This window comes from Leucobacter sp. 7(1) (genome assembly GCF_900163635.1).
GTDB lineage: Bacteria > Actinomycetota > Actinomycetes > Actinomycetales > Microbacteriaceae > Leucobacter.
Genome location: NZ_FUID01000026.1, coordinates 160,899 through 182,890, shown reverse-complemented (window position 1 = coordinate 182,890; position 21,992 = coordinate 160,899). Strand labels below are relative to the sequence as shown.

At 66.6% G+C, this 21,992-nt stretch carries 19 protein-coding genes; 6 read left to right on the top strand and 13 right to left on the bottom strand.

Translation table 11 applies throughout. The features are described from left to right. The first annotated feature begins 96 nt into the window (after positions 1-96). Complete coding sequence (locus FM113_RS06225; protein WP_087012595.1) at positions 97-1,758, top strand: PucR family transcriptional regulator; 1,662 nt, start codon at positions 97-99, stop codon at positions 1,756-1,758. Between the two features lie 179 nt (positions 1,759-1,937). Here FM113_RS06225 and FM113_RS06220 read toward each other — a convergent pair whose 3' ends face one another. Further along, the gene (locus tag FM113_RS06220) at positions 1,938-2,585 is read right to left on the bottom strand and encodes a nucleoside triphosphate pyrophosphatase (RefSeq protein WP_087012593.1); all 648 of its coding nucleotides are present in this window, start codon (positions 2,583-2,585) and stop codon (positions 1,938-1,940) included. Between the two features lie 115 nt (positions 2,586-2,700). Here FM113_RS06220 and FM113_RS06215 point away from each other — a divergent pair, with 115 nt between their 5' ends. Beyond that, positions 2,701-4,029 carry a class I SAM-dependent RNA methyltransferase gene (locus FM113_RS06215; RefSeq protein ID WP_087012591.1) on the top strand — a complete coding sequence of 443 codons (1,329 nt, stop codon included), beginning with the start codon at positions 2,701-2,703 and terminating at the stop codon, positions 4,027-4,029. An 84-nt stretch (positions 4,030-4,113) separates the two neighbouring features. Here the strand turns inward: FM113_RS06215 and FM113_RS06210 are convergent, their stop codons facing one another. The 3 genes from FM113_RS06210 to FM113_RS06200 are packed head-to-tail and all read right to left on the bottom strand — an operon-like array spanning position 4,114 to position 6,553. Then, positions 4,114-4,524: a cupredoxin domain-containing protein gene (locus FM113_RS06210; RefSeq protein WP_087012589.1), complete on the bottom strand. Its 411-nt coding sequence runs from the start codon at positions 4,522-4,524 to the stop codon at positions 4,114-4,116. Between the two features lie 36 nt (positions 4,525-4,560). Continuing rightward, the gene (locus tag FM113_RS06205) at positions 4,561-6,000 is read right to left on the bottom strand and encodes an NAD(P)H-quinone dehydrogenase (RefSeq protein WP_087012586.1); all 1,440 of its coding nucleotides are present in this window, start codon (positions 5,998-6,000) and stop codon (positions 4,561-4,563) included. Positions 6,001-6,055: 55 nt separating this feature from the next. Continuing rightward, positions 6,056-6,553 (bottom strand): SIP domain-containing protein, encoded by a 498-nt coding sequence (locus FM113_RS06200; protein WP_087012583.1) that lies wholly within the window; start codon positions 6,551-6,553, stop codon positions 6,056-6,058. Positions 6,554-6,929: 376 nt separating this feature from the next. Between FM113_RS06200 and FM113_RS06195 the strand changes: the two genes are divergently transcribed. The 4 genes from FM113_RS06195 (at position 6,930) to FM113_RS06180 (ending at position 13,449) form a co-directional block, all read left to right on the top strand. Continuing rightward, the gene (locus tag FM113_RS06195) at positions 6,930-9,593 is read left to right on the top strand and encodes an aminotransferase class I/II-fold pyridoxal phosphate-dependent enzyme (RefSeq protein WP_254908903.1); all 2,664 of its coding nucleotides are present in this window, start codon (positions 6,930-6,932) and stop codon (positions 9,591-9,593) included. A 168-nt stretch (positions 9,594-9,761) separates the two neighbouring features. After that, entirely contained in the window at positions 9,762-11,150 is a 1,389-nt protein-coding gene (locus tag FM113_RS06190; RefSeq protein ID WP_217895964.1) for an amino acid permease, read from the top strand. 36 nt (positions 11,151-11,186) lie between these two features. Beyond that, positions 11,187-12,008 carry a purine-nucleoside phosphorylase gene (locus tag FM113_RS06185; RefSeq protein ID WP_087012581.1) on the top strand — a complete coding sequence of 274 codons (822 nt, stop codon included), beginning with the start codon at positions 11,187-11,189 and terminating at the stop codon, positions 12,006-12,008. Positions 12,009-12,141: 133 nt separating this feature from the next. Further along, positions 12,142-13,449 carry an NAD(P)/FAD-dependent oxidoreductase gene (locus FM113_RS06180; RefSeq protein WP_087012579.1) on the top strand — a complete coding sequence of 436 codons (1,308 nt, stop codon included), beginning with the start codon at positions 12,142-12,144 and terminating at the stop codon, positions 13,447-13,449. Between the two features lie 25 nt (positions 13,450-13,474). Here FM113_RS06180 and FM113_RS06175 read toward each other — a convergent pair whose 3' ends face one another. The 9 genes from FM113_RS06175 to FM113_RS06135 form a co-directional block, all read right to left on the bottom strand. Next, positions 13,475-15,085, bottom strand: coding sequence for an amidohydrolase (locus FM113_RS06175; protein WP_087012577.1), 1,611 nt, complete (start codon positions 15,083-15,085; stop codon positions 13,475-13,477). Between the two features lie 9 nt (positions 15,086-15,094). Next, positions 15,095-15,457 carry a cupin domain-containing protein gene (locus tag FM113_RS06170; protein WP_087012575.1) on the bottom strand — a complete coding sequence of 121 codons (363 nt, stop codon included), beginning with the start codon at positions 15,455-15,457 and terminating at the stop codon, positions 15,095-15,097. A 48-nt stretch (positions 15,458-15,505) separates the two neighbouring features. Beyond that, positions 15,506-16,876 (bottom strand): FAD-binding oxidoreductase, encoded by a 1,371-nt coding sequence (locus tag FM113_RS06165; protein ID WP_087012574.1) that lies wholly within the window; start codon positions 16,874-16,876, stop codon positions 15,506-15,508. 50 nt (positions 16,877-16,926) lie between these two features. Beyond that, on the bottom strand, positions 16,927-17,538 hold the full coding sequence (locus tag FM113_RS06160; protein ID WP_087012572.1) for a cupin domain-containing protein: 612 nt from the start codon (positions 17,536-17,538) through the stop codon (positions 16,927-16,929). Between the two features lie 119 nt (positions 17,539-17,657). Beyond that, a complete protein-coding gene (locus tag FM113_RS06155) occupies positions 17,658-18,755 on the bottom strand; it encodes a hypothetical protein (protein ID WP_087012690.1) in 1,098 nt (365 codons plus the stop codon). Positions 18,756-18,792: 37 nt separating this feature from the next. Next, the gene (locus FM113_RS06150) at positions 18,793-19,194 is read right to left on the bottom strand and encodes a cupin domain-containing protein (protein WP_087012688.1); all 402 of its coding nucleotides are present in this window, start codon (positions 19,192-19,194) and stop codon (positions 18,793-18,795) included. Beyond that, positions 19,149-20,282 carry an ABC transporter ATP-binding protein gene (locus FM113_RS06145; protein ID WP_087012570.1) on the bottom strand — a complete coding sequence of 378 codons (1,134 nt, stop codon included), beginning with the start codon at positions 20,280-20,282 and terminating at the stop codon, positions 19,149-19,151. Before FM113_RS06145 ends, FM113_RS06150 begins: the two co-directional genes overlap by 46 nt. Further along, positions 20,279-21,097 carry an ABC transporter permease gene (locus FM113_RS06140; protein ID WP_087012568.1) on the bottom strand — a complete coding sequence of 273 codons (819 nt, stop codon included), beginning with the start codon at positions 21,095-21,097 and terminating at the stop codon, positions 20,279-20,281. The genes FM113_RS06145 and FM113_RS06140 overlap by 4 nt, the downstream gene beginning before the upstream one ends. Then, positions 21,094-21,942 (bottom strand): ABC transporter permease, encoded by an 849-nt coding sequence (locus FM113_RS06135; RefSeq protein WP_087012566.1) that lies wholly within the window; start codon positions 21,940-21,942, stop codon positions 21,094-21,096. The genes FM113_RS06140 and FM113_RS06135 overlap by 4 nt, the downstream gene beginning before the upstream one ends. Positions 21,943-21,992: the final 50 nt, after the last annotated feature.

The following is a 21,992-nucleotide window of genomic DNA, read 5'->3' as shown; positions in this document are numbered from 1 at the left end:
ACCGAGCCCCAGTGATTCCAGTCTGACAGGGCCACTCGACGAAGACGACCGGCAAACTATCGCGGAATTCCCGAACTTCCGTACACTGTGTATGACATGGAAACTTCAGTGCCGGATCTCACTCCCATCACGGTGGCGGACGCGCTCGCGCTTCCCGAACTTGTCGCCGGCGAACCGGAACTCGTCACTGGTCAGTCCGGGCTCGGTCGGCATCTTCGCTGGGCGCACGTCGTGGCGGGCACCGGCGCGATCGCGCTTCTCGATGGCGGCGAGCTTGTGCTGACAACCGGTGCGGGGTGGCCGACGGACCCGAAGGGCCTCACGGAGCTGTCGAACGCACTCGCGGCGGCCGGGCCCGCCGCGGTGATCCTTGAACTCGGAACCCATTTCACCGCGGCCCCGGACCCGTTAGTGCACGCCTGCGGCGAGCGCGGGATTCCCCTGATTGCGCTGCATCGAGAAGTGCGATTCGTGCAGCTGACTCAGCGGATTCACCAGCGTGTGCTCGCGACCCAGCACGAGGCGCTCACCGCGCGGGCCGAGGTCCACACAATGCTCACGGAGTTGGGGCTCAATCGCAGCCCGGTCGACTACGTGGTGGAGCGGCTCTCGGCGACGCTTGATGCGCCAGTTGTGCTTGAGGACTCAACCGGGCGGGTCGTGGCGTGGGCGGCGCGGGATCGCGACCCTGAGGGCATTCTCGCCGCCTGGGCGCACCCCGGAGATGCCACGCTTCCCGCAGAGGCCGAGCATGTGTTCGTCGAGGCCCAGGGCCGCAGATTTGGTCGCCTTGTTGCACTCCGCGGCCCAGAACACCCCGCGGGTCGGCGCACGGTGCTCGAACTCGGGGCGTTCGCACTCGCCCTCGGTACGCTCGCCGACACCAGTGGCGAGACCTGGCTCAGGCTGAGCTCAAAACAGCTGTTCGACACGCTGCTCAGCGGAAGGTATCGACGAGACACGGAACTCGCAACGCAGCTCACAGCGGCCGGACTCCCCATCGCTGACCGCGTCGTGCTCGGTGCGACGCTGCGCGGCACCTCCGATTTCGGTGCCCATGACTCCCTCGAGCGCGCGGTACTTGAGACGGCTCTACGCCGCGCCGTGGCTCCCGAGGGCCGAGTCATTCTCGTGCCCGATGAGGGTGATACCGATGCGGGATCCCGCACCACGCTGCTTGCCCTCCTCTCGTTCCCCACTGCCGACCCTCGGGTCGCACCCTCGGGGGGAGAGGTGCCGCCGCCACTCGCGGTACGCCTCGCCCGCGAGCTCGACATGCTCCTGCCGTCAACGACTCCGGGAGCGTGGCGGGCGCATCTGGGGCTCGGCGCTGCGGGGCGCGGGGTCCGCTCGCTCATCACCTCGCTCGAGCGGGTGCGCGCGGCGGGACGGCTGCGACCCGCCGCTGGGACCGGACGCGTGACCGTGCAGATCGCGGAGCGGCAGGCGCTCGCGTATCTCGTGCGCGGACTGTCGGCGACCCCCGAAGTCCAGGAGTATGCGACAGCCACGCTCGGACCGCTGATCGCGCACGACGCGGCGGCGGGGCCCGGGCATAGCGGAGACCTCCTGGACGTGCTGCGTGCCTACCTGGACCACCCGACCAATCGCTCGCTCGCAGCCCAGCGCGCCCGGCTCTCCCGCTCGGTGTTTTACCAGCGCCTCGCGCTCATCGAGGAATTGCTCGACATCGACCTCGCCGACGGCACGACGATTGCGACGCTCGCCGTCGCCCTCCTCGCTCGCGCCGACGCGTAACGCGCCCGTCACCGCTGCCCGACGCCCGCCCACAGGTAGGCGTTTTCTCCTACACGATGAAAATCCCCGGGAAAAACCCTCAGTCTCGCGAATCTGACACAGTTTGGGCGGGCGCGTGCCCGGTTGGGGCAGAGCAGGGCAGAGGGCAGAGCAGGGCAGGGGGCAGGGGGCAGGGCAGACTACAGGCCCGTCGGCGCGTTCCACAGCTCAGGGTAGGAATGGCCCAGGCGCACAACAAGGCGCCGCAGCTCCGGCAGGGACAGGCCGATCACGCAGCTCGGTGCCCCCTCAATGCGCTCAATGAAGGCCCCAGCCAGGCCATCAATCGCAAAGCCCCCGGCCAGTTCGAGCGGCTCCCCCGACGCCACATAGGCATCGAGCTCGGCGTCGCTCACATCGGCGGCGAGCGTCACAGTCGCCGTGTCGACGCCTCCCGCAGCCCCCTGCACGGTGCCGCCCGTGTGGTCAATCACCCAGTGCCCCGAATGGAGCACCCCGGTGCGCCCACGATGCTGTCGCGACCGCGCGAGTGCTACTTCCGGCAGGTGCGGCTTGCCCAGGATTTCGCCGTCGAGCAGGAACATCGAGTCGCCGCCGAGCACAAGTCCGTCGATTTCGTGCCCGTGCCTGGCCACAACGTCCTCCGCTTTCAGCCGCCCCAAGTACTCGGTCAGCTCGGGAGCGCTGAGCGCACGACCCAGTTCGGCCTCCCGGGCCGCCACCGCCGCATCCTCATCGACGTCTGGCGAGAAGCAGATCGGCTCAATGCCCGCGCCCCGCAGCACTGAGAGGCGGGCGGGTGACGTGGAGGCGAGGTAGAGGCGCATATATCGATCCTACGCAGCGTCCGCGCACCGTGAGGTCTCATGCAGTGACGGCCGTTCGCCCGCTGTCCATGCCATGATGCACCGCTTGCTCCTCAAGGGATGGGAGAATAGAAGTATGGCTTTCCCTGACACCCCTGCCGGCACCCCCCTCGAGGTCGGCGCAGAAATCGAACTCGACGTCACCGGCATCGCGCACGGCGGCATCAGTGTCGCCCGCCACGAGGGCCGCGTCGTCTTCGTCTCCGACGCAATTCCGGGCGAGCGTGTGCGCGCCCGCGTGACGGACGCGAAGAAGAAATCCTTCGCCCGCGCTACCACCACCGAGGTCATCGACGCCTCCGCGGACCGTCGCGATCACATCTGGGACGCTGCAAGTGTGGCGCTCGATCCCGAAGACCGGGCGGGTGGTGCCGAGTTTGGCCACATTGCGCTCGAACGGCAGCGACTGCTGAAGGCCGAGGTGCTGACCGACGCGATGCGCCGCTTCGGCGGCGTTGAGCTCGCTGCGGACGAGGGTGAGGACCTCAGCGAGGCCCTCGCTGATCTCATCGAGGCGGCACCGGGCGACGACGAGACCAACGGGCTCGGCTACCGCAGCCGGGTCCGCCTGCACGTCGACCCGGAGACCGGCGCAGTCGGCCCGTACGCTGCCCGCAGCCGCCGGATCATCTCGGTCGATTCGCTCCCGCTTGCGAACGATGGCATTGCGCAGATCGCTCCACTGGGGGATCTGATGCCGGGCGTCGCAACGGTCGACCTTGTCGCTCCCTCTGCGGACGACCCCCGTATGCTGCTCGGCATGGCCGGCGAGCGCACTCGCGCGGGCGCGAACGACGCGGTCAAGGAGCTCGTTGAGGATCGGGGTTTCCTTGTGCGTGCCGGCGGCTTCTGGCAGGTACACCGCGAAGCCCCCGCCCTGCTGTTCACAGCGGTGCGCGATGCGGTGAGCGACCTCATCGAGGATGGTCGCTTTGATCCGGCGGCTGGCAACCTTGACCTCTACGGCGGCGCGGGACTCCTCGCAGCAGCCGTTGCTGAAGCTGCCGGTCCCGGCCTGAAGATCACGTCAATCGAGTCGGACGGTGCCGCAACCGACGACGCGGCTGAGAATCTCGCCGAGCTCGTGGGCGCGCGCGCCCTCACCGCGCGCGTGGATCGCCACCTCGCGGAGCTGCTGCAAGCAGCGGCACCGGTTCGAGACCGACTCAGCCGCGGCACTGTGGTGCTCGATCCGCCCCGCTCGGGTGCGGGCGGGGAGGTCACCGCGCAGCTCATCCAGCTCGCCCCGGCAAACATTGTGTACGTGGCGTGCGACCCCGTGGCGCTGGCGCGCGATACGAAGACGTTGCGTGACGCGGGCTACGAGCTCACGAGCCTGCGCGGCTTCGACATCTTCCCGCACACACACCACTTCGAGACTCTCGCAGTGTTCGAGCGCGCATAGGCCACAGGCTCAGCACAAGAACGGGGCGGGACCGCAAGCAATCGCGGTCCCGCCCCGTTTTTGTTTTGCTGTGGGGGTTCGCACTTACGGTGTTGCCGCTCGCACCCGGACCACGCCGGTCATCTCGGGGTGAACCGAGCAATCGTAGGGGTACTCCCCCGGCTCGGTGAAGACGTGGGTGTAACTGCCCTCGGTCTGCAGGGCGCTGACAAAGCTCCCGTCGTCCGCGACCACATCGTGCTCTGCGGGGCCTGAGAAGTCCCACCGCACCGCCTGGTTCGCAGTGATCTCGACCTCAGGCGGATCGTAGGCGTTGTCGAACGCCCGCACCGTCGCCGCGGCCTGCGCTTCGTCATCCGAGGGCACGAGCTCGGGTTTCCCGGCGGGGGCGCACCCGGCCAGCGAAACTGTCGCGCCAAGCCCAACGATCCCCGCGAAACCGCTGATCAGCCGCCGCCTGGACAGGCTGCGTGTGCGCACGGCCTCCGGAATCATGTCCACTCCCTCGCTCGGTGTTCGTTCGGATCGGGCTCAGTGCCGGTGCAGCGCGCGGGCGGCGTCGGTGATCGCGCCCGTCAAAGACGGGTACACCGCGAATGCTGAGGCAACCTGGTCAACGGTGAGCCGGTGCTCAACCGCGAGGGCGAGCGGGAAGATCAGTTCGCTTGCTCGATGCGCAACGATGACACCGCCGATCACGGTCCCCGAGGCTTCCCACGCAAAAAGCTTCACGAAGCCGTCGGTAAAACCGATCATCTTGGCTCGGGGATTCACGCTCAGGGGGATCGTGTGAGAAATCGCCGTTGCGACGTCCGTGTGATCCGCAAGACTGCGCTCGTTCCACCCGACGGTCGCGATCTCCGGGTAAGTGAACACGTTCGCGGCGACGTTGCGCAGGTCAATCGGACGCACGAAGTCGCCGAGTGCGTGCATGATCGCCGTGCGTCCCTGCATGGAGGCGACGGAAGCGAGCGGGTAAAAGTCCGTGCAATCACCCGCGGCGTAAATCGAGGGAACCCCGGTGCGCGCAACCTTATTCACCCGGATGTGGCCACTGTCGGTGAGGCTCACGCCGGCCGCTTCAAGCCCGAGGTCTGCCGTGTTCGGGATCGATCCCACAGCCATGAGGCAGTGAGACGCCTCGATCGTGCGGCCGTCCTCGAGCTCCACGAGGACGCCGTCAGCAGTGCGCGTCACTGTGGAGGCACGCGATTGCGACATCACGTTCATCCCGAGGCGGGTGAACTCGCGCTCGATCACGGCTGCCGCGTCGGGGTCCTCGCCGGGGAGGACCTGCTCCCGACTTGACACGAGCGTGACCTCGGCACCGAGCGTACGGTATGCGTTCGCAAACTCAGCTCCGGTGACGCCGGATCCGACAACAACAAGGTGTTCCGGAATCGCCGAGAGGTCATACAGCTGCTTCCAGGTGAGGATGCGCTCGCCGTCAGGCTTTGCGGAGTCAAGCTCTCGCGGGCTCGCCCCGACCGCCACGACAATGGTGTCGGCCTCAATGCGATCAAAATCGGTGCCCTCGCCCGCGGCCGCGGTCGACACGAGCACCGCGTTCGGGCCGTCGAGGCGTCCTTCCCCCTGCACGACTCGGACGCCTGCGTCTTCGAGTGTGCGCAGCATGTCAACGGACTGCGCGCCCGCCATGGCGAGCAGTCGCTTGTTCACCGCAGCGAGGTTGACCGCAATTTCGGGGCGCACGGGCTTGCCGTCCCCGCCCGGCACGAACGCCTGCACGCCGAGCTTGCCGGAGTCACGGACCGCCTGCACCGCGCCCGCGGTGCCAATCAGACTCTTCGAGGGCACCACATCGGTGAGCACCGCTGCTCCGCCGACGCCGGCACTTTCAATCAGCGTTACCTCAGCTCCGAGCTGCGCGCCCGCGAGCGCCGCCTCATAGCCGCCGGGACCGCCACCGAGCACCGCGATGCGATGCTTTCGTTCATACGCTTTCGCCATACGGATAGTCTACGGCTCTCAGGTGGAGTGCCGGATCGCCAGTGCGGTGTGCGGTTCAGCGTGCAGAGCGCGCGTTGCGTTCCGGGCTTGCGTGCTCACGCTGCTCGACCCCGCCGGGCCAGCGCTTTTCCAGCCGACGATCGAGCCCCGACCAGTAGTTCTGCATGATGGGGCTCGTGCGCGCACCCGTCCACAGCTCGATACTGCGGACGCTATCGCTGTCGGCCCAGAGCCACTCATCGAACCAGGCGTCGACGGCAGCGGCGAGTGCCTCGCCGCGCGCGCGACCGATCCCGGGACGCGGGCTTGCTTCGCGCTGCTCCCGGCAGAGCCAGGTGACACTCATGTGCTCGGGGAGCGGAAGCGGGACGATCTGGATGGGCGCGAATACCTCAATGAAGACCTGTCCATACGAGGATTCGGGGAGCGTGCGCAGCCAGTCGCGCAGGGCCGGCAGATCCGCGGCGTCTCCCGCCGCGAGGACACACGCGATGCCAGCGGGGTCAACGACCGTCACGGCTTCAGGCTGCTCACCAGGTTCGAAAGTATTCACGCGCCCAGCTTAGGGCATCCTTACCAACATCGGGTGATTTCTCTGGAAACGATCAGCATCGATCCGATATTGGGCGAAAATTCTCACCCTGCGAGCACGTACCTGAGCCGGCATCGTGCAACGCCTATGATCGACGAGCAAGGGTGCCCGGGGTCGCGGCACCTGAAATTGCGAACGAAGATGTCGGAAGGACACCCTGCCAATGACGAGGATCGAATCCGACTACGACATGTCTGCCGACGCGTTCCGGCGCGGGCTTGGCACGATCGACATGGCCACCACCGGCTCGATTCCGCTCCCCGGCCACGCCGAGACGCGTGGCCCGCAGGCCACTCTGAGCCCGAGCTCAGGGCCCACCCTGGAACGCGATCCTGGCATGCCATCGAGTACCTGGCGGATGCGCAGCGACGCCTGGGAGTACCTCCGCTTCGCGGTCAAGCGCTTGGCGTACGGCAGCGACGATATCGAGACACTTGCCGCGGACGGCGAGATCCAGCGTTCACTGCGGTCCCTGGAAACCGTGGAAATGTACTGGGCAGGATTCGGACAGCGCTATGTCGCATCGATCGGCGATCTGTTGGCTGCAGGCGACTACCGCACGGCACTCGACCGCATCGGTCGAGTAGTGAACCGCCTGCGCGGCGATACAGTCCCGGAGGAGCCCCGCGACGAGTTCATCGAGGAGCAGGAACGCGCCGAGCTCGCCACTGACGCCGACCCGCGACCCCGATTCGAGGTCCTCATCGTTGATGAGACGACCCCGTCCGAGCGCGACGCGACGCGCGCGGAAGGTCTGCGCCTGCGCGCGAGCGCCGATGACTTCATCTACGAGTTCGTGTTTGTACCGTCCGCCGACGACGCTGTGGCGGCGATCCTCACGAACCCCAACATCCTCGCATGTGTGGTGCGCCCCGGCTTCAGCGAACGCACCCGCCAGCGTCTCAGCCGCGATCTGCGTGAAACCATCGACCTGGCGCGTGCCGAGGTCGCCCCGGGCCAGGCCCCCTCTCGCAGCTCGCTTGCGTCGGTGCAGCGTGTGCTGGGCCTTGCTGACACGCTCGCCGCGATCCGCCCGGAGCTGGATCTGTACCTCATGGCTGGCGCACACATTGAGGACCTCGCCGGTGCCTTGACGCGTCGCTTCCGCCGCGTCTTCCGCCGCGAAGATCAGCTTGAACTGCACCTCAGCCTGCTCCGCCGTGTCTCCCATCTGTATGACACGCCCTTCTTCTCTGCGATCCAGCACCACGCACGCCGTCCAGTCGGAGTCTTCCACGCGTTGCCTGTGGCGCGCGGCGGCTCGGTGGTCTCGTCGAAGTGGATCCGGGACCTCGCCGACTTCTACGGGCTCAACCTGCTGCTCGCCGAAACGAGCGCGACTTCCGGCGGCCTTGATTCGCTCCTTGCCCCGGTCCGCACCCTCAAGAAGGCGCAGGAGCTCGCCGCCCGCGCTTACGGCGCAAAGCACACCTTCTTCGTCACGAACGGCACGTCGACGGCAAACAAGATCGTGCACCAGGCTCTCGTGGCCCCGAACGACGTCGTGATGGTGGATCGCAACTGCCACAAGTCGCACCACCACGCGGTGATGCTGACCGGCGCGCGCCCGGCCTATCTCGAGGCATACCCGCTGAACGATTTCGCGTTCTACGGTGCCGTCCCCATCGACCAGATTAAGCAGCTACTGCTCGACTATCGCGCTGCCGGCCGGCTCGAAGAGGTGCGGATGGTGACGCTCACCAACTGCACTTTCGACGGCATCGTCTACGATCCCGAGCGTGTGATGGCCGAGTGCCTGGCGATCAAGCCGGACCTTGTATTCCTGTGGGATGAGGCGTGGTTCGCATTCGCCGCGTTCCACCCGGTCACCCGTCGCCGCACGGCGATGGCGGCCGCGAAGCGCCTTGAGCAGCGGCTCGGCTCCGCGGCGCACGCCGCGGCCTACCGCGAACAGCAGGCGCGGCTTTTCGACGCGGAGGGTACGCCCGCTGCCGACGAAGTCTGGCTCACCGAACGTCTCCTCCCCTCACCCGAGGCACGGATCCGGGTCTACGCGAGCCAGTCCACTCACAAGACCCTGACCGCGCTGCGCCAGGGGTCCATGATTCACGTGTACGACCAGGACTGGGTGCGCGACGCCGAAGAACCCTTCACCGAGGCGTACATGACGCACACCTCGACCTCCCCGAACTACCAGATCCTCACGTCGCTCGACATTGGACGCCGGCAGGTCGAACTCGAGGGCTTCGAGCTCGTGCAGCGCCAGCTCGACCTCGCAACGAGCCTGTCGCAGGCCATCGCTCGGCATCCCCTGCTGCGCCGCACCTTCCGCGTGCTCACGGCGCACGACCTCATTCCGGCCGAGCACCGCGAAACCGGGCGGCCCATGCCGCTCCGCGATGGACTCGCGACGATGTGGCAGACGTGGGCGACCGACGAGTTTGTCATTGACCCCAGTCGGATCACTATCGAGATCAGTCGCACGGGTGTCGACGGGGACACGTTTAAGCACGAACACCTCATGGACCGCTACGGCATCCAGGTCAACAAGACAAGCCGGAATACCGTGCTGTTCATGACAAATATCGGAACCTCTCGCAGCGCGATCGCCTATCTCATCGAGGTCCTCGTCAAGCTTGCGGAGCGCTTCGAAGAGGTGCAGGCCCAGCGGGATCCGGAGATCCCCCTCCCCGCGGAGATCCCGATGCCGCCGCTGCCCAACTTCAGTGCGTTCGCCCCGGGCTACGCGACCGATTCTGTGCGTCCCGACGGCGATCTGCGCGCGGCGTTCTTCCGCGGCCAGCAGCGCGGAGCCGTCGAGCACGTGCGACACGACGAGCTCCGAACGCGCGTCGCCTCGGGTGCGGCCCCCGTGTCCGCGGGCTTTGTCACTCCGTACCCGCCCGGGTTCCCGGTACTCGTGCCGGGCCAGGTGATTACCGCCGAGGTGCTCGATTTCATGGCGGTGCTCGACACCCGCGAGATCCACGGCTATGACGCACTCCGCGGCTACCGGATCCTGCGCGACGCCACGGAGTAGGTCCGAGCGAGCGCCCGCGGCCCGGTGCCGCCGACAGGGCGGGGAAGTGGGAGAATACTCTCCGTACTTCCCCGCCCGTTTTGTCACTCAGTCCCGCACCGCTCACGGTATGGCTCCTCAGCATGAAAGCTGCCATACTCCAGGTGGGGGCTGAACACTGGAGTTCTCATGCCCAATACGTCGCCGACCGCCGGCAAGGCCGTCACGCAACCCACGCACACGCTGCGACGGAGCCTCAAGGCCCGACACATCCAAATGATCGCGCTCGGCGGCGCGATCGGCACTGGACTGTTCTACGGTTCGTCGGAGTCGATCGGGCTCGCAGGGCCCTCGGTGCTCCTCACCTACGCCATCGGCGGGCTCATGATCTTTCTCGTGGTCCGAGCGCTGGGTGAGATGTCAGTGGACGAGCCGGTGTCCGGTGCCTTCAGTCACTATGCAAATCAGAACTGGAGCGCCCGCGCCGGCTTCGTGTCCGGATGGAACTACTGGTTCAATTACATCGCCGTTTCTATGGTCGAACTCGCAGTTGTCGGGTCGTTTGTCAACTACTGGCTGCCGGGCATCCCGACGTGGGTGTCCGCGGCGTTTTTCCTGGTGCTGATCACGCTCATGAATCTCGTCGGGGTCCGGGTGTTTGGTGAGTTTGAGTTCTGGCTCGCCCTCATCAAGGTCGCCGCGGTGATCGGAATGATCGTGCTCGGAGCCATCGTCGTTGTCGCCGGAATCAACAACAGCGCGGATCTGCCGGATCCGAGTTTCGCGCATCTCTGGGACCAGGGCGGTTTCTTCCCACTCGGCGTCAGTGGCATGCTGTTCGCGCTTGTCGTCGTCATGTTTTCATTCGGCGGGGCAGAGCTCGTCGGCATCACCGCGGGCGAGGCAGAGAACCCGGAACGCACGATCCCCCGGGCGATCAACCAGATCGTGCTGCGGATCCTGATCTTCTACATTGGCGCGCTCGCGGTCATCATGGCCGTGGTGCCTTGGGATAGCCTCGACGGCGAAACAAGCCCGTTTGTACAGATTTTTGACCGGATCGGGATCCCCGGGGCCGCACACATCCTCAACCTGGTGGTACTGACCGCGGTAATCTCGGTGTACAACTCGGGACTCTACGCGAACGGGCGTATGCTGCGTTCCCTTGCGGAGCAGGGCAACGCACCCCGTTACCTCCGGACGGTATCCCGCAACGGCGTCCCCGTCGCAGGGATCCTCACGTCCTCCGCGGTGACAGTACTCGCCGTGCTCGTCGTGTTCCTGTGGCCCGCGTTCGCATTCCAATACCTAATGTCAGTTGCCACGATCGCGGCGATCATCAACTGGTCGATGATCATGATCACGCAACTCAAGTTCCGAAAGCGCATCGGCCCAGAGGGAGTTGCAAATCTGAAATACCGACTGCCGTGGGCGCGGGTCTCCCCCTGGATCGTGCTCGGATTCTTCGCAGTGCTCGTGGTACTCATGGCATTCCACCCGGGCTACAGGACGGCGGTGATCGTGGGGCCGATCTGGGTGACGATCCTGCTCATCGCGTACCAAATGAAGCGCGGGTGAAACGCCCCGGGAGACCGCGCCCCGTAGGCTGTGACTATGAGCACGGAAGCCAGCCCCGCCACCCCGGATCCCGCACACCTTGCCGCTGAGGCTGCCGACACGCTGGCCCGCCTGACAGGCATCGCTCAGCACGATATTGCGCTCACGCTCGGGAGCGGCTGGGGAGAAGCGATTACGACGCTCGGCGAGACCATCGCGGAGGTGCCGGCGGATCAGGTCCCCGGCTTCCATGCCTCCGGTGTCGCGGGACACTCTGGAACGCTCCGCTCGATTCGGCTCCCGAACGGGTCACACGCACTGGTGATCGGTGCGCGCACGCACCTCTACGAGGGCCGCGGCGTACGCACGGTGGTGCACGGCGTCCGGACGGCCGCCGCCGCGGGAGCGCGGATCATGGTCCTCACCAACGGAGCCGGCGGGGTCGATCCTGCGTTCGCCGCTGGCGAGGCCGTGCTGCTCAGCGACCACCTCAACCTCACCGCACAGTCCCCCATCGAGGGGGCCCACTTCGTAGACCTCACCGATCTGTATGCTCCACGACTGCGCGAGATCGCCCGCGGCATCGCGCCGGAGCTGCAGGAGGGCGTCTACGTCCAGCTCCCCGGCCCGCACTACGAAACCCCCGCAGAGATCCGCTATCTCCGCACAATCGGCGGGCAGATCGTCGGTATGTCCACCGCACTTGAGGCCATCGCCGCCCGCGAGGCCGGCATGGAGGTTTTGGGACTCTCCCTCATCACGAATCCCGCCGCGGGCATGGGCGACGAGCCGCTCAACCACACCGAGGTGCTTGAGGCTGGCCGCGCCGCCGCGCCACGCCTGGCCCGGCTGTTGGCCGACATCGTCGCGGCGCTGTAGAGATCCGGCGTCGGCAGCTCGTATGTTCGTACGAGCCGAATCGGCAATGCACTCAGATCGTCTGCTGCCGGGCCCTCGTTCCGCGCAATAGGCTGAGTGCATGGGGGCAAAGGAGCCCAACGAAGGAGTAGATATGCAGTCGGTCGACGTCGTCGTCATCGGAGCCGGATTCGCGGGGCTCACCGCCGCGCGCGAGCTCGGCCATGCGGGCCTGGATGTACTCACGCTCGAAGCGCGGGATCGCGTGGGCGGGCGGACCTGGACCGAGCATCGGCTCGGACATGATCTCGAGCTTGGTGCCAACTGGATCCACTGGGTGCAGCCGCACGTGTGGGCCGAGATGACCCGGTACGGCCGCGAGATGATCCGCAGCCCCCGCGCCGACGAGGCGTACTGGCGCGGCGCTGACGGCTCAGCACGAGCGGGTACTCTGGACGAATTCATGGCGCTCATCGACGCGGGGCAGCAGCTTGTCATCGACGACGTGCGCACGGCGATCCCGCGCGGCTCCGATCCCACGGTTGGGGCGATCCAGGACCTTGATCGCCTCAGCATCCAGGACCGCTTCGACGCACTCGGCCTCGATCCCGAGGCGCGCGCCGCGAACGAGTCGGTGTGGGTGGGACACGTCAACGCCCCGCTGGATCAGGTCGGGCTCTCGAGCGCCCTGCGCTGGGTGGCGGCGACTGGCGGGCACTGGCAGTTGATGCACGAGGCGTCATCGACCTACCGCGTTGTTGACGGCATGCGCGGTTTCACGGATCTGATGGCCGCAGATGTACCCGGGGAGATCCGGTTCAACACAACCGTTACCGCCGTTACGGCAGACGGCGACGGCGACGGCGCGATCGTCGAAACCTCGGATGGGACCCAGATCAGGGCTCGCCGCGTTGTCAGCACGCTGCCCGTGAACGCGATTGCCGGGATCCGTTTCGAACCCACCCTCCCCGCGGTCTGGCAGCGACAGAGCACCGAAACCGTCGCTTCACAGGGCACCAAGGTGTGGCTGCGCGCCCAGGGGCATGTGCCGCGGTTTTTCGCATACGGGAGTCAGCATGACGCGCTCTCGGTGCTGAAAGCGGAGTTTTATCTCTCCGATGAGCAGGGCGACTACACGCTGCTTGTCGGCTTCGGCCCGGAGCACGCGCGGATTGATCCCGAGGATCTCCCGGGTCTGCAGGCTGCCGTGGACGCGGTGCGGCCCGGGCTCGAGATCACCGATGCCACCGCGCACGATTGGATGACGGACCCCCTCGCCCGCAACACCTGGATGACGCACCGCCCCGGCCAGCTCACTCGTGACCTCGCAGAGCTGCGCGAGCCAGCCGGCGCGATCCACTTCGCCACGACCGACAACGCCAATCTCTGGGGCGGCTTCATCGACGGGGCCATCGAGAGCGGGCTGCGCGAGGCGCGCCGGATCCTGGACGCGCTCGCGTAGCGCGTCCACGATCCGGCGGCCCCGGCTACGCCTCGTGGATCACGCGCCCGTCAACTACAGTGAGCCGAATCGGCAACTCCGGCAGCTCGTCCGGGGTCGCGGCCACAGGGTCGCTGCCCCACACTGTCAGGTCGCCGACGGCACCCACTGAGAGCATGCCACGATCCGCGTGACCGCGGGCCTGCGCGGGCCAGAGCGTGTACGCGAGCACCGCTTCCTCACCCGTGAGCTGTTGCGCAGGCTCGAACACGTGCGCCGAGGCGTCGCCCGGTGTGTGCCGACCCCGCGCCCACGCCATGCCGAGCCGTGGGTCATACTGCGCCACCGGCCAGTCCGAACCGAGCGTCACGCGCACCCCGGCGTCGAGCACGTCGCGCACCCGGTACCCGGTCGCGTCACGCTCCCCGAGGCGCACGGCCCAGTTATCGCTGTGGTCTGCCGCGCGCCACTGCATGTGAAGTGGCTGCATCGACGCGGTGATGCCGGATCCGCGCAGCTGCGCGACGTCCGCGTCGGAGAGCACTTCGAGGTGCTCGATCGAGTGGAATGGCAGTCCTGGGCGTTTAGGGAGCGTCGCGTAGACGTCGAGCACACGGCTCACGGCGTAATCGCCGACGGCGTGCGTCGCGATCAGCATCCCGGCATCGTGGTAGGCGCGGACAACCTCGCCGTAACGCTCCCAGGACGGCCAGAAGGGAACCCGTCCGTCGCCACACGCGTCGGCAGTGTGCAGCCACGCGGTACCCGTATCGATCACCCCGTCGCTAAAGAGTTTGATCGCGCCGGTCTGCCACAGGCGGCCAGCCCGATCCTGTGCATCGATCACTCGCGCGACGTCCTCGTCAGTGTCCGCGACGGCATGCCAGTGGTGCACCGTCACCCGATGATCCAGTTCCCCGCGGGATTCCAGTTCGCCAAGCAGATCGACAGTTCGATCTTTGCCATCCATGATCGCGCCGCCCGTGAGCCCCACCGCGGCGAGCCGCCGGAACATGTCGCGCAGTGCGTCGCGCTCGGCCTCGTGCGAGGGTGCCGGCGCCGCGTCAAAGAGGATCTGGTAGGCGGTGGGTTCGCGCAGCTCTCCCGTGGGGGCGCCGTCCGGATCCACCACGATCTCGCTCGCGTCCTCGAACTCGCGGGCACCCGTGATGCCGGCGGCAGCGAGGGCCGCGGGGGTCCCAAGCCCGGTGTGCAAGTCGTAACAGATCAGCGCCACCGGACGACCCGGGGCCGCGTCGGCGAGCACGTCACCGCGCAGGCCGGTCTCCTCGAACGGTTCGTACTCGAGGTTCCAGCCGCGCAGCCACGCGTTCTGGGGGAGTCGCGCATGTTCCGCGGCGAGCGCTGCCCGGATCTCTTCGAGGGTGCCGAGCCCGCCGAGATCTACCCCGGCGGTCACGTCGGCGGCCCAGTGTGGGTGGGTGTGCGAGTCGAAGAAGCCCGGGGTGACCGTGGCTCCGCCGAGGTCGCGGACAGGGATTTCCGCTTCCCTGGCGGCAGCGCTGATGTCAGCGTCCGTGCCCAGCTGCGTGATCCTGCCGTCTCGGATGAGGAGCGCGGTTGCGTCCCCGTCCGACTCGGTGTTCGTGCGCAGTCGCGCCCCGATCAGGGCGAGATCGCCCCCGAGCTGCGTCATTGGTGCTCCTTAGTCCTGGATTGTCGTGTAGTGCTTGCGGAGCGGCTCGTGCACGTGCCACGTCCCGGCCCAGCCTGACGGCATCACCATGACGTCGCCGGGGCCGAACTCCTCGGGTTCCGCACCCGCCACCTCGAGCGTGACGCGGCCCGACAGGATTGTGCAAATTTCCGTGTAGCCGTTGCGTTCCGCGGTGAATGTTCCGGGCGTGCATTCCCACAGGCCGGTATCGATGCGGTCGCTCGAACCGCCGGACCAGATCGATACTCCGACCTCGGTCATGCCGGGGGTGGTCGCCGTCGGCTTTGCTGCGTGCTCACCGAGATCGGCTGCACCGGTCTGGTGCGCACCGTGCGTGGGGATAGTCGTCATCGGGTTCTCCTGTGTTGTGCGTGGTGTGTGGGTTCAGTTCGGCTCGGCCTAGCCGCGGCCGGTAATCACATCGGCGATGTGAGCGATCGGGGAGGTCTTCTGACGGCCAGCGAGCTCCGTGCGGTCGGCCATTCCGTACGCCGCGTAGAGCCCCTTCGTGGCGACCCAGCGCAGCGGCTCCGGCTCCCACTTGCGGACCCGGTGGTTGACCCAGGGCAGGCCCGCGATCTCGGAGTCGTTGCCGAGAATCAGGTCGGTGATTGTACGTCCCGCCAGGTTTGTGGAGGTGACGCCCGTGCCAACATAGCCGCCACCCCAGGCGATGCCGGTCTCGCGGTCCAGGCCGACGGTCGCGGCCCAGTCACGCGGTACGCCCAGCACGCCCGACCAGACATGATCGACCGCCGCCCCCTGCGTGGCCGGGAAGAAGCGGTGCAGGATCTCGCTGAGCGTGTCCACCGTGGACGGCGCAGTCTCACCGTCGGTATCGGTCTTCGAGCCATACTTGTAGGGGACGCCACGCCCGCCGATCGCAATGCGGTTGTCGGCCGTGCGCTGCGCGTACATATAGACGTGCGCGAAGTCGCCAAGCACCTCGCCCTGGTTCCAGTTCAGCTCGTCCCACACGGCGGCCGACAACGGCTCGGTGGCGATCAGTGAGGAGTTCATCGGGAGCCAGAGCCGGTGCAGCCCCTTGAGGTTTGCGGTGAAGCCCTCCGTGGCACGCACCACATACTGGGCGGAGACGGTGCCGTGGGTGGTGCGGACGCTCCGCGGAGATATCTCGACGGCGCGGGTGCGCTCGTAGATCTCGACACCCATACGCTCAACCGCGGCGGCGAGGCCGGCTGCGAGCTTCGCAGGCTGGATCCGAGCAGCGTGCGGGTGCCACACGGCAGCCCGGGTGTGTGCGACGTTGATCTTCGCTATCGCTTCGGGGGCCTCAAGCAGGCTGAGGTCCGCATACTTCCACTGCTGCTCGGCGGCAGCGAAGGCTCGGATCCGCGCCTCCTGAGCGGGCGTGTAGGCGACGTTGAACTCGCCACCCTTCTTGATATCGGCGTCGATCCCCTCCGCCGCGGCGACTCTGATCACCTCGTCGACGGTCTCGTTCATCGCCCGTTGGAACCGCTCCGCAGCGTCGCGCCCGTGGCTCTTCACGTACTGCTCGCGTCCGCCCGTAATCGCCGCGGTGAGCCAGCCACCGTTGCGGCCGGAAGCCCCGTAGCCGACGTGCCGCTCCTCGATGATCACGACGCGCAGCTCCGGCTTCGCCTGCTTCAGGTAGTAGGCAGTCCACAGCCCGGTGTAGCCGCCGCCCACGATCGCCACGTCGGCAGTGAGGTCGCCCGGGAGCTCCGGTCGCGGCTGGGGTGCACCAATCTGCTCCCACCAGTGCGACACATTGCCATTGATCATCAGAAGGGGTCCTTTTCTTTCTCTTGGGTAGTGACCGACGACGTTGCGGGTCAGGGTGTGAGGGGAGATTCCTCGGGCCGATGAGGGACCTCATCGGGGGTGGGTGGACTATTGATCCAGAGCACCGCTGCTGGCTCTGCCGACTCGTTGATCACGCGATGCGGGATCGAGCTCACAAACTCGATGGAGTCGTCCTCGCGAAGCGAAAATCGTTCCGTCCCGAGCTCCAGGGTCACCGTGCCCGCTGTGACAACGAGGATCTCCTGCGCGTTTCCGTGCGCGTACGTTTCTGCTCCGGTCGAACCCCCCGGAGCGAAGCGCCCGGCATAGACCTCGAGGTTTCGGAGCGGCGGCAGAGCCACAACGTATTTCTCGGCTCCGTCAAGCGGGAGCGTTGGCCTGTCTACTGCACGGAGCACTCCTCTGGTGTGCACTGCGCTGTCATCCAGCAGTTGCGCGGGAGAGACGCCAAGTGCGGCCGCAACTTTCCTGAGTGACGCGACGCTGGCGTTGGTGTGGCCGTTCTCAAGCTGGCTGAGGAAACTCGAGCTCACGCCAGCGGCTGCGGCGAGCGCGCGGAGGCTCATGCCCCGTAGCTCCCGGAACGCAGCGACGCGATGTCCCAGCTCCCGCTCGGGCACCAAGTCCTCTCCAGTCACCATTCCTCCTCGAATGGGGCGGTCGCCGGGGCGACATCTGTACTGAACAAAGCGTTCAGTATCGTTTCCCCCACCGTACATTCGACACGGGCTCGCCGCAAGCAGTTCTCTCGCACGCCCATCTATTCGTCTCGCGGTGACCGTATTGCCGCAAAGAGCGTGTCGAGCCCGAGGGTTTGGTCAGGAACGTACGCGAGTGGATCCGGTGTCGGGGTCGCACCGAGAAGCCCTTCAACCGTCGCCAACAGGCAATAGGGCGCATATGAAGGGTTGTACCCTCCCTCCTGCACGAGCACCGCGCGGCCTTCGCTATAGCGATCTGCAAGCGCACGCACCCGCTGGCCGATACCGAAGAAGCCAGGCATCGAAACGTTGTGCCGCCCATTCGGGTCGTACGCGCTTGCATCCTGCCCGCTCGCACACACAATCATGTCCGGAGCGAAGCGCTCGGCAAGCGGCGCGATCACCTCGTCAAATGACCGGAGATACCCGGCGTTCCCGGCCCCCAAAGGCAGCGGGATGTTCTGGTTGTAGCCGATCCCCGCCCCTGCCCCAACCTCGTCAAGTTGCCCGGTCTGCGGGTGGCTGGCCCCCCAGGCACCGTGGTTCATGTGCACGCTGACCGTCAGCACATCGTCGCGCTCATAGAAAATGTCTTGTGTCCCGTTGCCGTGATGTACGTCCCAGTCGATCACCAGGACACGCTCCGCACCGGCGCGCCGCGCGGCATCCGCCGCGAGTGCCGCCCCGTTGAAGAAGCAGTAGCCGTCGGCCTGGGCTCGCTGGGCATGGTGACCCGGGGGGCGCGTCAACGCGTACGCCATCGGAGCTGCCCCGCTCATCACTGTTTCCGCTGCTGCGAGCGCCGTGCCGGCCCCGGCGAGCAGCGGCTCGTAGGAGGTCGATCCGAGTCTCGTGGTGCCTGTCACCCAGCCGCCGCCACGTTCAGTAGCCCGCCGAATCGCGGCGATATAGTCCTCATCGTGGACCCGCGCCAGCTCGTCCTCTGCGGCAAGACGTCCGGGTGCAAACCGGATACGATCCGCAAGCGGGCCCCGTTCCAAGATGTCGTGCATGCGTTCGATCCGAAGCCGCCCCTCGGTGTGCGGCTCGTTCGCGACAAACCAGGGGCTCTCCGCTGCTTCGTGCAACGCCAGGCCGGTGTCGTGTTCGAGTACTCGCGCATCAAAGTGAAACGCGATCGGTTCGTGCGGTGTCATCGTGTGCCCTTCTGCGCTCACGCCGTGGCTTGCAGCTTCACTCCTGCGCCGGCGTCATGTTGTAGACGAAAAACGCGGGTTCCGACCCGACGTTTTCCAGGTGGTAGGTCCACCCCGGGGCGAGGTAGACAGTGTCGTCGGGCCCCAGCTCGAACACGCCCTCGTCCCAGGTCAGCCGCAGCTGACCGCGGATGATGTAGTAGGTCTCGTCGACCGACCCGTACCAGTGGTCGGCCTCGGCCGGGTCGAACACCTCGCGGCTCGACCACCGGTTCGTTTGCTCCCCCGGCTCCATCCAGCACACGCCCTGGGTCAGCTCGCTCTGGTGTTCCTCGCGGGTGATCACCCGGTTGATGCGCACGCGCGTCGGGGCGTTCGCGGCATCGACGGGGGTCAGCTCAGCGAGCTTGACGTGGACGGGGCGAGGGTTTCGGTCCATGGTGTTCTCGTTTCGATCGTGGTGTGTGGGGTGGCAAAGATTCGAGAGTGCTCGGCAGCCCAGGTGAGCCGCACGTCGGCACCGGGTTCCGGGACGGCGGCGTCAACGCCCGCACGGACGATCAGCGGGCCGCTCGCGGACGAGATCTCGACGCGGCGCTGCGCCCCGAGATACGTGACGTCGCGCACCACGCCGGAAACCTCGCGCTCAGACGTCGTGTCGCGTTCGGACGCGAAGCGGAAGCGCTCGGGGCGCACGATCGCGACCGCCGGCCCGGCGGGCACGTCCGCCGCGGGAAGGCGCAGTCCCTGCGGCGTGGTGAAGGTGCCGCCCACGACGTCGCCGGGGAACGCGTTCGATTCGCCGATGAAGCGGGCCACAAACAGCGTTTCCGGCCGCTCGTAGAGGTCCTGCGGCGTGCCGACCTGCTCGATACGACCCTCGTTGAACACCGCGATCCGGTCGGAGAGCGTCAGTGCTTCTTCCTGATCGTGCGTCACGAAAATGACGGTAATCCCGAGTTCCTTGTGAAGCGAGCGCAGCTCCAACTGCAGCCGTTCGCGCAGCGCGCGATCCAGCGCACCGAACGGTTCGTCCATGAGGAGCAAGCGGGGCTCAAACACGAGCGCCCGCGCGATCGCCACCCGCTGCTGCTGCCCTCCGCTGAGCTGGCTCGGCTTGGCGTTGGCCCGTCCGCCCAGTTCGACAAGATCGAGCGCCTCCAGCGCGCGCCGCGCACGCTCCCCCTTGGGGACGCCTCGCTGGCGCAGGGGGAACTCCACGTTTTCCCGGACTGTCAGGTGCGGAAAGAGTGAGTAGTTTTGAAACACCATGCCGAGCCCGCGTTTGTGGGGCGGGATTGCCGTAATTTCAGACCCGTCGCAGATCACGCTGCCGCTTGTCGGTTCGGTGAACCCGGCCACCATCGAGAGGGTTGTTGTTTTCCCGGAGCCACTCGGCCCCAAGAGGGTGAGGAATTCGCCAGACGCAACGTCCAAGTCGACGTTCGCAACAGCAGCCGTGCCAGCGTACCGTTTGACGAGCCCGCGCAGGAGCAGCTCGGATCCAGTGGAGGGAGTGAGAGTCATACCGCGTCTCCAAGTCGTTGTGCGCTACGGCGCTCGTGCACAACTTGCACGAGGCGGGGAATCAAGATGATGAGGGTGGACAGCACGAGCAGCAACGTCGAAGCCGCCGCGATGCTGGGGTCTGTTTCGACAGTGACTGAGCTATACATCTGCACGGGGAGCGTGCGCACAGTCGGTGACTGCAGGAAGTACGCCACAACGACCTCGTCGAGGCTGGTCACGAACGCGAAGATGAACCCCGTCATGATGCCCGGCAGGAGTACCGGGAGCTGAACCTGAGTGAAGCGCGCGACGGGTCCCGCTCCCAGAACGGCGGCCGCTCGGATCTGTGTCTCGTCGAGCCCGCGCAGCGCCGTGGTCACCGGTATCAATACAAAGGGGATCGCCAAAGCGATGTGCGCGAGCGCAATACCGAGCGGCGAACCGTTCAGCCCCCACCGAAGATACATCCCGAAGATCGCGATCGCAGCCACGATCCCCGGGATCAGTATGGGGAGCATCATCGTGATCTGGGCGGCCGAGGCGAGTCTGGCCCGCAGCCCGCGCAGCCCGAGCGCGGCCAGGGTTCCCATGACTGTCGCCACAACGCCGACGACACACGCCAACGCAAGACTGGTGCCCAGCGAGTTCAACCACCGCGGGTCGGTGAAAAAGTTCTCGTACCACTGGAGCGACCAGCCCTCGATCGGAAACGCGAAACTTCGCTTGTCCGTCAGCGAGAGCGGAATCACCACGAGGGTCGGGGCAACAAGCAGCAGCGCCGCGACACCGGCCCAGAGCCGGAGCGGAAGTCGGATCCGAGTGCGTTCGTTCATCGGGATCCTCCCGGGACGATTTGGGCGATCCCGCGGCGGAGCGGGCCCACCGCGAGAATGGCAATACAGAAGAGCCCGATCGTGGCAATGAGGAGGATTCCGGAGAGCGCACCAGCGCCTGCGAAATCGACGATCTTCTCGACACGCTGGCCGATCACCTGCGCGATCATCGCTTCTTTCGGACTTCCGATGAGCTGCGGGGTGATGTAGAAGCCGAGCGCCAAGATAAACACGAGGGAACTCGCGGCGAAAAGCCCAGGGAGCGACTGCGGCAAATACACCTGCCAGAAGGCACGGAACCGATTCGCTCCGAGGCTCTGGGCCGCGGCGAGCTGGCGCCGGTCGATCGCGGCAAGCGCTGTGTACAGCGTGAGGATCATGTACGGCAGCAGGATCTGGACGATCGCGATCACGACACCCGCGAGGGTGCCGCGCAACGTGACGTTTTCCGCACCAAAGAAGGCGAGGATCGCCGAGACGGGGCCGTCACGCTGCAAGAGCGAGATCCAAGCAAAAGTTCGGGCCATCAAAGACGTCCAGAACGGGACGAGCACCAACACCATGAGTAGGGCGCGGGCCGTGGGGCCTACAAGGGTCATCAGATACGCGAACGGGTAGCCGAGCGCGATGCAGGCGAGGACCGCGATGAGCGCGGTGGCAAAAGTGCGACCGAGGACACGGAGGGTCGTGGGATCCGCGAGAGCGGCGGCGTACTGTCCGAGCCCCGGCTCGGGATCGGTGAACGAACGCACGAGGATGACGGCGATCGGGAGGAGGAAAAAGATGAGGATCACGACGAGCGCCGGGATGACGGCGACGCTACTGAAGAGGCGCGATTGACGCATGGGAACTCCGGTGAGATGAGCGGGCAAGGAGAGTACCGGCCGGGTCGTGG